The following is a 12553-nucleotide window of genomic DNA, read 5'->3' on the forward strand; positions in this document are numbered from 1 at the left end:
CTGCAGGGGGGACCCTGTGGGAGAGTAGGACGCCGCCGAACAATTATTGCGAGGAGACCCCGCACCGGGAACGGTGCGGGGTTTTCTGCGTTTAGTGCTACCTTTTCCGCTCGGGCTCAGGTCGGTGTCACGAGTTTCGTGTCGTAGGCCAGGATCACCGCTTGTACGCGGTCGCGTGAGCCCGTCTTGGCGAGGATACGGCCCACGTGGGTCTTCACCGTCGACTCCGCCAGATGCAGACGTTCCGCTATCTCCGTGTTGGTCCAGCCCTGACCCATGACTCTGAGGATCTCGTTCTCGCGGTCGGTGAGAGTGGCCAGACGCGGGTCGGGGGCGCCGTCCGGGGCCGTGGTCGCCGGCAGGTGGTGGACATAGGCGTCGAGCAGACGGCGCGTCAGGCTCGGAGCCACCACGGCGTCGCCCGTCGCCACCGCTCGGACACCGGAGAGCAACTCCTCCGGCTGGGCGTCCTTGACCAGGAAACCCGAGGCACCCGCGCGCAACCCGGCGTAGGCGTACTCGTCGAGGTCGAAGGTCGTGAGGATGAGGACCCGGGTGCGCCCGCCGGCGGCGATGATGCGGCGGGTCGCCTCGATACCGTCCAGGCCCGGCATGCGGACGTCCATGAGGACGACGTCGGGGTGGAGTTGGGCGGTCATCCGGGTGGCCTCGGCACCGTTCGCGGCTTCCCCCACGACCGTCATGTCGTCCTGACTCTCCAGCAGCATCCGGAAACCGAAACGCTGGAGTGGCTGGTCATCGGCTATGAGGACGGTGGTCACTGGGCGGAATCCTCCGGGAGACGCAGGTGGACGCGCCAGCCCCGCTCGGGGCGTGGCCGTGGGCCGGCCTCCAGTGTGCCGCCGTACAGGGAGGTGCGCTCGCGCATTCCGGGCAGGCCCCGGCCACCCGACGCGACAGGGGACGGGCCGCCGTGTCCGGTGTCCGTGATGGTGAGGGCGACGGCGCCACCGGCCTCGTAGGAGAGGTCGACGTGGGCGGTGGCGTCGGGACCGGCGTGCTTGAGGGTGTTGGTGAGGGCTTCCTGGATGACGCGGTAGACCGTGAGCTGGCGGCCCTCGGGGAGGGTGGCCCGGCCCTGGACGGTCGTACGGACGGGGAGCCCGGCTCCGCGTACGCCGGTGAGGAGTCGGTCGAGGTCGGTGAGGGCGGGCTGGGGGGCCAGCTCCGCCCGGGAACCTGCCCGGTCCTCGTCGCGCAGGACGTCCAGCAGGCGGCGCAGCTCGCCCAGCGCCTGGCGGCTGGTGGTGGCGATGGACTCCAGGGCCCGGGTGGCGCGCTCGGGGGACTTGGCGGCGGCGTAGCGGCCACCGTCCGCGAGGCCGGTGATGACGGAGAGGTTGTGGCCGATGATGTCGTGCATCTCGCGGGCGATGCGGGCGCGTTCGGCCGCGGCGGCGAGCCGGAGCTGCTGGTCGCGCTCGGTTTCCAGGCGGCGGGCGCGGTCCTCCAGCACCTCGGTGTAGTCGCGGCGCGTGCGGACCGTGACCCCGATGAGCACCGCCACGCCGATGGACAGGAGGTGCGAGCCGAGCTGCTGGTTCCAGGAGCCCGCGTCGTCGCCGTAGCGGAGCGCCGTGACGCAGGCCGGAGCCGTCACCAGGACCACGGCCCACCAGAGGGTGCGCAACGGCAGCCGCAGCGCGATGTGGTGGAGGAGGAGCAGCTGGAGCAGGGCCGCCTGCAGGGCGGCGCCGGACCAGCTGCTGAGCAGCGCCGCGGGCATCGTCGCGAGGAGGGCGGCCCGCGGGTGGCCGCGGCGCCAGACGAGGGGGACGGTGAGGGCGAGGCTCAGGGCGAGGACCAGGCCGACGGGCACGTCGGCGTCATGGGCGACGTTCCGCCAGCCGCCGGCGGCGTCGATCAGGGCGGCCACTACCCAGAAGCCGGTGAGGAGGAGGTCCCACACGAGGGGCCGACGCCGGTCGAAGGCGCGTACCCGGCGGGTGACGCGGTGCACGTACTCGGTGAGGGGCTCCGCCGCGCGGCCCTGCGGCGGGGGTTTCACGGGCTCCATCCGACCATGGTCGGGGCTGCGGGGCGGCCGGGCGTCCGTCCCGGGGCCGGTATATCGGGTGAGCGTCGTAGTACCCGGGTATTACGGTGGCCCGCATGAGTGCCTCGGTCCCCGGTGACTACGTGATCCGCTCCATACGCGCCGACGAGTGGCCCGCCGTGAAGGAGCTGCGGCTGCGCGCGCTGCGCGACCCGCTGGCCCAGCTCGCGTACCTGGAGACGTACGACGACGCCGCCGCGCGGCCGGACTCCTACTGGCGGGAGCGGGCGGCCCAGGCGGCCGACGGCGCCGCGGGGGCGCGGCAGTTCGTCGCCGAGGTGCCCGGGGGGATGTGGCTGGGCACGCTGACCGTGCTGGTGGAGGACGCCGGGACGACGGACTGGGCCGGGTTCCCGGTGGAGCGTCGGCAGGGGCATGTGGTGGGGGTGTTCGTGCGCCCCGAGTGGCGGGGGAGCGGGTTGACCAAGGCGCTGTTCGACGCGGGGCTGGAATGGGCGTGGGCGAACGGCCTGGAGCGGATGCGGCTCATCGTGCACCCGGACAACGAGCGCGCCCAGGGCGCCTACCGGAAGGCGGGGTTCGTGCCGAGCGGGCGGACGGTGCCGTTGGTGGGCCCAGGCCCGGGAGAGGTCGAGCTGGAGTTCGTGCTCGAGCGCTAGACGGGCAGTTCGTCGTGCGGCCAGCGGGCGCGGCCCTGTTCGCGGGAGCGGAGCAGGGCCAGGGTCGGCATGCCGCGGTCCGGGCCGGTGGCCAGCAGCTCCGGGAGCTGGGGGAGCGGAGCGACGGCCGCGACGTCGTCCAGGACGAGCGTCAGTGGTGGGTCGAGGCGACCGGAGGATGACCGTTCGGCCATGCGCCGGCCGCGCTCGACCACGCTGGAGACGAGCGCCGTCAGCAGCGGCATCGCGCCCGGGCTCGTACGGGGGTCCTCGATGGATTCACCCACCACGTAAAGCGTTCCCTGTTCGTGGACGAAGGAATCCAGGGCGAGGGCATCAGTTCGGTTCGGGGTGCAGGCCTCACGGATGTTGACCGTCGAGAGGGCGGCCAGGGCCCGGGCGGTCAGCTGCTGGGCCATGTCCCGCCGTTCGGGGTGGGCGGTGAGGGCGCCCTCCAGCTCGCCCGCCGCACCGGCCGCGGCCTTGGGGTTGGTACGGAGGATGCGGACGGCGTCCTGGACCTGGAGGCCCTGGGACCAGCGGTGGACGTGGCGGACGGTGCGGCCGTCCACGGCGGCGGCGTGGAGGTAGCTGCGCAGGAGCAACTCGGCGGTGTCGCCGACCGCCTGGTCGAGCCGGGCGGTGGGGCGGACGGGGGCGAGGAGGGCGGCCGCCCTGGTCGTGGCCGTCGGCCTGTCCTCGCAGCCGGTGGTGGGGGACCAGTGGAGGCGGGCCGGGGTGTCGCAGAGGTGGCTCGGGTCGTAGAGGTGGCAGGGACCGAGCTTCGCGCGGGCGTCCTTGGTCTCCGCCCAGAGGGCCGGACCCGAGGTGATGACGAGGGCGGCGCCTTCCGCTTCGCGCAGGGCGTTCGCGGCGGTCGAGAGACGGGTGTCGGGGGGACCGTAGTGCACCGCGGTCTCGGGACGGTGTGCCTCCCAGCCGCCGATCCGCCCGCCGCCGGCCGGTGCGGGGAGGGGCTCCTCCTCCGGGGGCGCCTCCTGCCGCGGCGCCCTCGGGGTCGGTACCTCGTGCACCGGTACGGGCGCCTGCTGCCGCGTCCGCTCCGGCTCCGGCGCCGCCTCCGGTGCCACCACGGGCGTGCGCTTCTGGAGGGCCGCCGCCCGCGCCTCCGTACGCCGTTGCCGGCGGACCGCACGCCACCGTGCCACCGTGCCCATCACGAACACGGTGAGGACGACCAGCACCATCAGCTGGCCGATGAACAGGCCCCAGAACAGGCCGTACCCGGACAGGGCCGTCTCCGGGGCGTCCGGCCAGGCACCGGCGATGTCGTGGGGCTCGGCGACGAGGTGGCGCATGGCCGACGGGGTGCCGCCGAAGGTGACCCCCGCGGGCCAGGAGCCGTGGGCGAGCAGGGCGGCGAGGCCCGTCGCCGTCCACACCAGCAGCGCCATGCAGAGGATGAAGGCGAGTGTGCCGAGCAGCAGGCCGTCCGGGATGCCGCCGTCCCGCCGTCGGTCGTCCGGTCTCATCCGTTCCGTCCTCCCCCTCCGCCTACGCCACCGTCGATTCGGACGAGTCGCCGATGTGCTGCTCCACGAAGGCCGCCGCCCGTTCCTCGGCCTCCAGTTCGGCGGCGCGCAGGGCGTCGTCGTTGAAGTCGGAGGAGGACTCGGTCATCGCGCGGTCGGTGAAGACCAGGGGGCGTTCGGTCTCGGTGATCAGGTGCTTGACCACCTGCACGTTGCCGTTGACGTCCCACACCGCGATGCCGGGGGTGAGGGTGGGGATGATCTCCACCGCCCAGCGGGGCAGGCCGAGGACGCGTCCGGTGGCGCGTGCCTCGTCGGCCTTCTGGGCGTAGATGGTCCGGGTGGAGGCCATCTTCAGGATCGCCGCGGCCTCTCTCGCCGCGGCCCCGTCGACGACGTCCGACAGGTGGTGGACCACCGCCACGAACGACAGGCCGAGGCGCCGCCCGAACTTGAGCAGCCGCTGGAACAGCTGCGCCACGAACGGGCTGTTGATGATGTGCCAGGCCTCCTCGACCAGGAAGATGCGCTTCTTCCGGTCGGGGCGGATCCAGGTGTGCTCCAGCCACACGCCGACGATGGCCATGAGGATGGGCATGGCGATGGAGTTGCGGTCGATGTGGGACAGGTCGAAGACGATGAGGGGCGCGTCGAGGTCGATGCCGACCGTGGTCGGGCCGTCGAACATGCCGCGCAGGTCACCGTCGACGAGGCGGTCCAGGACCAGCGCCACGTCCAGGCCCCAGGCCCGTACGTCGTCTATGGCGACGTTCATCGCCTCGGCGGACTCCGGCTCGGGGTGGCGGAGCTGCTCGACGATGTCGGTGAGGACCGGCTGGCGCTCGACGATGGTCTCGTTGACGTAGGCGTGCGCGACCTTGAGCGCGAAGCCGGAGCGCTCGTCCAGGCCGTGGCCCATCGCGACCTCGATGATCGTGCGGAGCAGGGCCAGCTGCCCGGTCGTCGTGATCGCCGGGTCGAGGGGGTTGAGCCGGATGCCCTGGTCGAGTGCCGCCATCGGGTCCAGCCGGATCGGAGTTATACCCAGCTGCTGCGCGATGAGGTTCCATTCACCGGCCCCGTCCTCGCCCTGGGCGTCCAGGACGACGACCTGGCGGTCGCGGAAGCGGAGCTGGCGCAGGACGTACGTCTTCTCCAGCGCCGACTTGCCGTTGCCGGACTCGCCGAGGACCAGCCAGTGCGGGGCGGGGAGCTGCTGGCCGTACAGCTGGAAGGGGTCGTAGATGTAGCCCTTGCCTGAGTAGACCTCGCGGCCGATGATCACGCCGGAGTCGCCGAGGCCCGGCGCGGCGGTGGGCAGGTAGACGGCCTGGGCCTGGCCCGTGGAGGTGCGGACCGGGAGGCGGGTCGTCTCCACCTTCCCGAAGAGGAAGGACGTGAAGGCTTCGGTGAGGACGGTCAGCGGGTCCCGCATCAGGCTCAGCCCCTACCTTCGGATGCCGGTGGCGAACGGAAGTGTGTTCACGAAGGCGCGATGGTGCTCACGGTCGCACCACTCCAGTTTCAGGTACGACTTCCCGGCTGAGGCCCTTATCGTCCGCTTGTCGCGGGCGAGTGCCTCGGGGGAGCGGGAGGACACGGTGATGTAGCCGACCAGGTTGACGCCGGCCGCGCCGCTGGCGAGGTCCTCGCCGCGCTGGTCCAGGCGGCCGTGGGCGGCGATGTCGCGGGGGTCGACGGTGCGGTTCATCTTGGCGGCGCGGGAGGCCTCGGCCTCGTCGTTGGTCTTCTCGGTCAGCATGCGCTCGATGGCGACCTCGGTGGGTTCGAGGTCCATCGTGACGGCGACCGTGCGGATGACGTCCGGGGTGTGGACGAGCAGCGGCGCGAGGAAGTTCACGCCGACCGGGGTCATCGGCCACTCCTTGACCCAGGCGGTGGCGTGGCACCAGGGGGCGCGGGTGGAGGACTCGCGGGTCTTGGCCTGGAGGTAGGTGGGCTCCATGGCGTCCAGCTCGGCCGGCCAGGCGTTGCGCTTGGTCATCGCCTGGATGTGGTCGATGGGGTGGTCCGGGTCGTACATGGCGTGGATGAGGGAGGCGAGCCGGCCCTGGCCGAGCGGCTGGCGCACGCGGATGTCCGCCTCCTGGAGGCGGGAGCAGATGTCGGTCAGCTCGCGCGCCATCACGACGGCGAGGCCCGCGTCCCGGTCCAGCTTGCGCCCGTTCTGTGGCCGGGCGGCGCGGGCCATGGCGTTGGCCTCGGCCGCCAGCTCCCGGGTGTAGTGCATGCAGGCGATGAGGTAGGCGCGGTGCTGCTCGCTGCTGGTGGACACCATCGACTGGAGCTGGTCGTACGACTGCTGGAGCCACGGCAGCGCCCTGTCGTCGCCGCGCTGGGCGACGTCCTTGGCGTGCGCGTCGGGGTCGGCCGGGAGGGTGCGGGCGAGCATCTGGATGCGGGTGACGAAACCGTCGCCGTTGGCCACGTGCTTGAGCAGGGTGCCGAAGCGGTCGACGAGGGCTTCCTGGTCCTCGGAGTCGCGCAGGCCGACGCCGGGGCCCTCGATCTCGATGGCGGCGGTCACCGTCTTGCGGTCGGCGTGCAGCAGGACGGCGATCTCGTCGGGGCCGAAGGGCGCGGCCAGCCAGGTGATGCGGCCGATGCCGGGCGGCGGGCCGACCTCGATCTCCCGCCCGTCGAGCCGGGTGCCGGCCTCTACGGCGCCGGAGCGGTAGGTGGTGCCCCTGCGCAGCGTCCGCTTGTAGCTGCGGTTGATCTCGAACCACTTGTAGAACGTGCGGTGCTTGTACGGCACGTAGACGGCCGCCAGCCCGAGCATGGGGAAGCCGACGAGCAGCACGATGCGCAGCGTCAGGACGGGGACGAGGAGCCCGCACATCATGCCGAGGAACGCGCCGACGACGATCAGCGCGATCTCACCGGTCTCGCGGTTGCGGCCGACGATCGCGTTCGGCCGGGCGCGGCCGATCAGATACGTGCGGCGGGGCGTGACCGGATGGGACATGTGGGACTCGGTCGTCAACGCCCGTCACCTCCTGTGCTCTTGGTGCTGCTGTTGCGGGTGTTGCTGGCGTGGGGCGTGTTCACCGGGCTGCCGGAGCGCGGTGCGGGTGCGGCGGAGGGGACACTTCCGCCGCCGCCGTTCGAGGGGCGGGAGCTGTGCGCGGCGACTCCGCCGGAGGCGGGGTTCGAGGGACGGGACGCGGAGGAGGACGCGGACTGGCCGCTTCCGCCGTCGCCGTTGTGGCGGGTGCTGTGGGTCCTGATGCCCTGGGCGACCAGGTTCGCCGGGGAGCTGATCACGGCCGCGGCCTTGCCCTCGGCGCCCTGCATGATGCGGTTGTTGCGGGAGCCGGCGATCTCGTCGCCGAAGCCGGGGACGAAGCGGTAGATCATCGCGGACGCGAAGATGGCGAGCAGGATGATCGCGAGGCCGGAGACGACGGCGGAGAAGGCGTCGGGTCCGTCGTCGGCGGAGAGCGCCCCGGCGAGGCCCAGGACGATGACGATGACGGGCTTCACCAGGATCACGGCGATCATGATGCCCGCCCAGCGGCGGACGTGGCCCCACAGGTTCTTGTCGACCAGGCCGGCGTAGACGACGGTGCCGAGCAGGGCGCCGACGTAGAGCAGGGCGGCGCGGATGACCAGTTCCAGCCAGAGGACGCCGGCGGCGAGGATCGACACCAGGGAGACGACGATCAGCATGATCGGGCCGCCGCCGATGTCCTCGCCCTTCTTCAGGGCGCCGGAGAACGTCCCGAAGAAGGTGTCCGTCTGGTCGCCGGTCGTGTTGGCGAGGACGTCCGTGACGCCGTCGGTCGCGGAGACGACCGTGTAGAGGATCAGCGGCGTGAACGCCGAGGCCAGGACGGTGAGCCAGAGGAACCCGATGGCCTCGGAGAGCGCGGTGGTGAGGGGGACGCCGCGCACGGCACGCTTCGCCACGGCGAGGAGCCACAGGACGAGCGTGAGGATCGTCGACGCCGCGAAGACGACGGCGTACTGCTGGAGGAACTTCGGGTTGGTGAAGTCGACGTCAGCCGTGTCCTGGACGGCGGCGCTGAGCTTGTCGACGGTCCAGGAGGCGGCGTCGGCGCAGCCCTTGGCGAGGGAGGAGAGGGGGTCGAGGGTGCTGGTGACGCTGGGGGCGCCACCGCCACCGCCGGTGGAGCCGCCGTTGGCTGCGCCATCCTCGCAGTAGTCCTTGGCGGGGCCGTGGATCAGATCGCAAGGGTCGTTGCTTGGAGTAGGCGAGGGGGTGGGGGCGGCGAAGGCGCGGGTGGTGTAGAGAATCGCCGTTGCCTGTACCGCCGTGAAGACGCCGGCAAGCTTGAGTACGCGGCCGTTAGCGGGCATACGTGAACCCTCCGTACTCCTGGACGGCCTTCGCCATCTCGTCAGCGCTGGAAGCCCTGTCGTCACCGGGGATCGGTGCCGGGCCGTCCTTCTGAGAGTGCGTCACGATCTTCCAGTCGCCGTCGACCCACTGGAGCTCCATGGTGATGGTGAACCAGCTGCTCGTGACCGGAGAGGTGGAGTTCTGACCCGCGAGTCCGAGCAGACCGCCGCACCACACCTCGACGGTCGTGTTGTCGGGCGTACTTGCGGTGACTTTCGTGCCGATGGGGCTCGTCCGGGACACGAAGGTGTAGCCCTTCGGCGTCGAGCCGTCCTCGTTCAGGCCGACGTTCTTGTTGAATGCCGGACTGTATGCCCTGTCCAGAGTGGCTTCGAAATCCGCTACTCGTGAGGGGACGATGATGGTCCGGAGGATCGGGTCACGTCTGGTCTTGTCGAACATGTCTGCCGACCCCAACGCCACCGCGTAATTCGCCGCCGCGCTCTGCGCCCCCTGCTCGTCGTGGGCGAAGCCCGACTGGACCGGGGTGGTGCCGGTCGGGGCCGTCGCGGAGGTCTTCGGTTTGTCGGCGGCCTCGTCGGAGGCGCCGGAATCACCCCCTCCACGGTTCGCGAAGGCGATCGCGGCGATGAGGAGGACGACGACGCCGACCACCGTGACCAGGCTCCGGGAGGAGGAGCGGCCGCCGCGCCGGGGGGTGCCGTAGCCGTCGGCGTCCCCGTCGGGCAGTCGGGTCCGGGTCTGGCCGGTGCCGCCGTAACCGCCGGAGGACTGGTGATCGTCTCCGAGACTCATGCCGCGTACTCCCCCTCGACGTCGTGCCTGCCGTAGAAGTACGACGGTAGCCGTGCTGGTTCCCGCGCGGGCGCGGTGTGGTGACTCGACATCAGGGAAACGCAACCTCAGCCGGTTGGCACGACGGGCGGGTGGGGTGGAGGGGGAACGGGAGGACGGATGCGCGCCGGGCTACACGGCCATCCCGTACACGATGGTGAAGAGCGTGCCGAGCGAACCGATGATGAAAACGCCCGTCAGCCCCGCCACGATCAGGCCCTTGCCCTGCTCCGCACTGAAGGTGTCCCGCAGCGCGGTGGCACCGATGCGCTGCTTGGCGGCGCCCCAGATGGCGATGCCGAGACAGAGCAGGATGGCGACGGCCATGACGACCTGGACCATCGTCTTCGCCTCGGCCCCCAGCGCACCGAAGGGGCCCCAGTCCGGAGCGATCCCCCCGATGATGGTGTTGATGTCTCCCTCGTCGGCCGCAAAGAGCATGTAAGTCACCGCCCCTGTTGGGTAGTTCCGCACCCTCTGCGGACGTGCAGAGGTCAGGCCTCATTGTCGCCGACAACGGCGCCGGGAGATGTCGACTTGGCGTCATTGATTGGCGGGTTTCGTACGAATAGCTTGCCACCGCCTCACGCCGACTGCTCAGGCGGGCATGGGGCGGTGTACGAAGTGCCGTATCGTCACTCTGTGTATCACAGCAGGTCACGCGGGGCAACGAGGCCTGAGCGAAACCTGTCGGCCGGTCCGGTCGTTAGGCCCTTTCGCGTCTCGGTGGCGGATCCTGACGGGTGGTCGGGTGAACAGGCGCGTTCCTGTTCGCCCGGTGACAACCGCCGCACCGTGCGTCGCCTCTACACTGGCGTCGCCATGAGTCCTGGACGGCGAGGGGCGGTTGACGGTGCGTAAGGCGTGGATCGCGGGGACCGTGGTCGTCGGTTCCGGCCTGTCGTTCGTGATGCTGCTCGTCGTGGGCGTCTACCTCGTCGCCGGAGATCTCGCGGGCGGCGCCGGCGGGGGGACGAAGAGGCTCGCCAAGGGGTCGGTGCCCGCCGCCTACCAGTCGCTCGTGCAGAAGTGGGGCAACCTCTGCCCCGCCATCAACCCGGCGCTGCTCGCCGCCCAGCTCTACCAGGAGAGCGGCTTCAACCCCAGGGCGCAGAGCCACGCGGCGGCGCAGGGCATAGCGCAGTTCATCCCCGGCACGTGGGCCACCCACGGGGTCGACGGGGACGGGGACGGCGACCGGGACGTGTGGGACCCGAACGACGCCATTCCGTCCGCGGCGTCCTACGACTGCTCCCTCGCGTCGTACGTGAAGGACGTGCCCGGAAACCTGACCGAAAACATGCTGGCCTCCTACAACGCGGGGGCCTACGCGGTGATCAAGTACCAGGGTGTCCCGCCGTACAAGGAGACCCAGAACTACGTCAAGGTGATCACGACCCTGGAGAAGAGCTTCGCCGCGCCCGAGACCCGGGTCGATCCGTCCGAGCAGGCAGCCGGGGCCATCGCCTACGCGCAGGAGAAGCTCGGCACGCTCTATCTGTGGGGTGGGAACGGGACGGCCGAGCAGGGTGGGCGGTTCGACTGCTCGGGGCTGACCAAGGCGGCGTACGAGAGTGTGGGGATCAAGCTGCCGCGGGTCGCCAACGACCAGTACAACGCGGGGCCGCATCCGAGTCGGGAGGAGCTGCTCCCCGGGGACCTGGTGTTCTTCTCGGACGATCTCACCAACTCCCGGGCGATCCGGCACGTGGGGATGTACGTCGGCGGCGGGTACATGATCAACGCGCCCCGGCCGGGGGCCGTGATCCGGTTCGACCCGATCGACACTCCGGACTATTTCGGGGCCACTCGCGTGACCGAGGATGGCGCGAAAGCGCTGCCCACGACGGTGTGAATGCCATGGTTTGGACGGAGCGTGAACCCCAGCCCTGAGCTGCGACGACGTGTTTCTCTTCGATAACGTCTGCGTGATCATTCAGTGGAGTGTGGAACGTATCAACGGGGACCGTGCGTTCCTGTTGGCGTGTAGGTGTGCGGCGACGGACGGAGCCGGCGGATCTACGACCACGGGGGTGGCGGAAAGAGGCGTGCGCTCGTGCGCCGGAGGACATGACGAAGGGGCCGCAGCACCATGGCTGGACTCGCCGAATCCGGGTCGAACCCCGACGTCGAGCTGCTCTACGACATCAATGGCCTGGCCAAGGACGCACCGCACTGGTTCGACCGGGTCATGGAGTTCGTGGGTGAGTACGGACTGCTGTTCGCGATCGTGCTGCTGGTGGTGTGGTGCTGGTGGTCCGTGCGGCGGCGGGGTGGCGAGGACGCGGCCTCCAGCGTGGCGGCCCTGGTCTGGGCCCCGCTCGCGGCCGGCGTCGCGGTCCTCGTCAACGTGCCGATACGGGGTTTCGTGGAGCGGCCCCGGCCGTTCAAGACCCATGACGGCCTTGAGGTGCTCATCGAGGGGAAGAACGACTTCTCCTTCGTGAGCGACCACGCGACGCTCGTCATGGCGCTCGCCGTCGCGCTGTTCGTCGCCAACCGGAAGTTCGGGCTCGTGGCGATCGTGCTCGCCGTGTTCGGCGGGTTCGCCCGGGTCTACATGGGCGTGCACTACCCGACGGACGTCGTCGGGGGCTTCGCCCTCGGTACGGCGGTCGCGCTGCTGCTGTCGCCGGTCGCCATGGCGCTGCTGACGCCGCTGACCCGGGCCGTCGAGCGGTCGCCCCGGGTGGGATGGCTGGTCAGCGCGCGGGGGCGAGGCGGTGCCGCCGGGCAGGGCGCCGTGATCCCGGGGGCGCGCAAGGAGGGTGCCGAGGCGGGGGAGCGGGATCTCGCCGCCTAGGGCTCGGTGGGAGTGTGCGGGCGCCCGGTGCGCCTGCGGGTAGGTGAGGACGCGGTCCCGGTCGTACTGGCGCTCGAGTTTCGCCAGGAGCCGGGGCCGCGTCGTTCTGCCCGGCGGGCACGGGTCAGGTCGGGGTGTGGAGTCTGGCGTCCGTGCGGGCCTGGCTTCTCGCCCTGCGGGCCGGGCCCCGCCAGCCGCAGGTGCAGCGGGCCAGGCAGAAGGGGCCCTGTTCGACCGTCGTCGTGAGGTGTTCCGGGACTTCCTGGGGAGCTTCGAGACCGTCCTGCTGCGCCACGCCGACAACGTTACCGGGGTCACCCACCCCTCGTTAACCGGGACGGCAGGGTCCGGAACGGGCGGGACGGCTGGGGCAGGTGG

12 protein-coding genes are annotated in these 12553 nt (G+C 70.9%); 3 read left to right on the plus strand and 9 right to left on the minus strand.

What is annotated here, in order from left to right; all coding sequences use genetic code 11:
• Positions 1-116 precede the first annotated feature (116 nt).
• Both ACZ6EG_RS26670 and ACZ6EG_RS26675 read right to left on the minus strand, forming a co-directional pair.
• Positions 117-782, minus strand: coding sequence for a response regulator (locus ACZ6EG_RS26670; RefSeq protein ID WP_391971373.1), 666 nt, complete (start codon positions 780-782; stop codon positions 117-119).
• Complete coding sequence (locus tag ACZ6EG_RS26675) at positions 779-2038, minus strand: sensor histidine kinase (protein WP_469608204.1); 1260 nt, start codon at positions 2036-2038, stop codon at positions 779-781. The genes ACZ6EG_RS26670 and ACZ6EG_RS26675 overlap by 4 nt, the downstream gene beginning before the upstream one ends.
• 95 nt (positions 2039-2133) lie before the next feature.
• On the opposite strand from ACZ6EG_RS26675, the gene ACZ6EG_RS26680 reads away from it, so the two are divergent.
• Complete coding sequence (locus ACZ6EG_RS26680; protein WP_469608207.1) at positions 2134-2697, plus strand: GNAT family N-acetyltransferase; 564 nt, start codon at positions 2134-2136, stop codon at positions 2695-2697.
• Here the strand turns inward: ACZ6EG_RS26680 and ACZ6EG_RS26685 are convergent.
• The 6 genes from ACZ6EG_RS26685 to ACZ6EG_RS26710 form a co-directional block, all read right to left on the minus strand.
• Positions 2694-4190, minus strand: a complete 1497-nt coding sequence (locus ACZ6EG_RS26685; protein ID WP_469608210.1) for a type IV secretory system conjugative DNA transfer family protein — start codon at positions 4188-4190, stop codon at positions 2694-2696. The genes ACZ6EG_RS26680 and ACZ6EG_RS26685 overlap by 4 nt on opposite strands.
• A 22-nt stretch (positions 4191-4212) precedes the next feature.
• On the minus strand, positions 4213-5625 hold the full coding sequence (locus tag ACZ6EG_RS26690; RefSeq protein ID WP_391971369.1) for an ATP-binding protein: 1413 nt from the start codon (positions 5623-5625) through the stop codon (positions 4213-4215).
• Positions 5626-5637: 12 nt separating this feature from the next.
• Positions 5638-7179 carry an SCO6880 family protein gene (locus ACZ6EG_RS26695; RefSeq protein ID WP_391971384.1) on the minus strand — a complete coding sequence of 514 codons (1542 nt, stop codon included), beginning with the start codon at positions 7177-7179 and terminating at the stop codon, positions 5638-5640.
• Between the two features lie 14 nt (positions 7180-7193).
• On the minus strand, positions 7194-8534 hold the full coding sequence (locus tag ACZ6EG_RS26700) for a hypothetical protein (protein ID WP_469608214.1): 1341 nt from the start codon (positions 8532-8534) through the stop codon (positions 7194-7196).
• Positions 8524-9333, minus strand: a complete 810-nt coding sequence (locus ACZ6EG_RS26705; RefSeq protein WP_391971367.1) for a DUF8175 domain-containg protein — start codon at positions 9331-9333, stop codon at positions 8524-8526. The genes ACZ6EG_RS26700 and ACZ6EG_RS26705 overlap by 11 nt, the downstream gene beginning before the upstream one ends.
• A gap of 171 nt (positions 9334-9504) precedes the next feature.
• On the minus strand, positions 9505-9813 hold the full coding sequence (locus ACZ6EG_RS26710; RefSeq protein ID WP_356608680.1) for a hypothetical protein: 309 nt from the start codon (positions 9811-9813) through the stop codon (positions 9505-9507).
• 406 nt (positions 9814-10219) lie between these two features.
• Here ACZ6EG_RS26710 and ACZ6EG_RS26715 point away from each other — a divergent pair, with 406 nt between their 5' ends.
• Positions 10220-11227: a C40 family peptidase gene (locus ACZ6EG_RS26715; protein WP_391971366.1), complete on the plus strand. Its 1008-nt coding sequence runs from the start codon at positions 10220-10222 to the stop codon at positions 11225-11227.
• A 237-nt stretch (positions 11228-11464) separates the two neighbouring features.
• The gene (locus ACZ6EG_RS26720; protein ID WP_391971365.1) at positions 11465-12175 is read left to right on the plus strand and encodes a phosphatase PAP2 family protein; all 711 of its coding nucleotides are present in this window, start codon (positions 11465-11467) and stop codon (positions 12173-12175) included.
• Between the two features lie 124 nt (positions 12176-12299).
• Here the strand turns inward: ACZ6EG_RS26720 and ACZ6EG_RS26725 are convergent, their stop codons facing one another.
• Positions 12300-12470, minus strand: coding sequence for a hypothetical protein (locus ACZ6EG_RS26725; protein ID WP_391971364.1), 171 nt, complete (start codon positions 12468-12470; stop codon positions 12300-12302).
• Positions 12471-12553 lie beyond the last annotated feature (83 nt).

The organism is Streptomyces sp. NPDC041968, assembly GCF_055589025.1.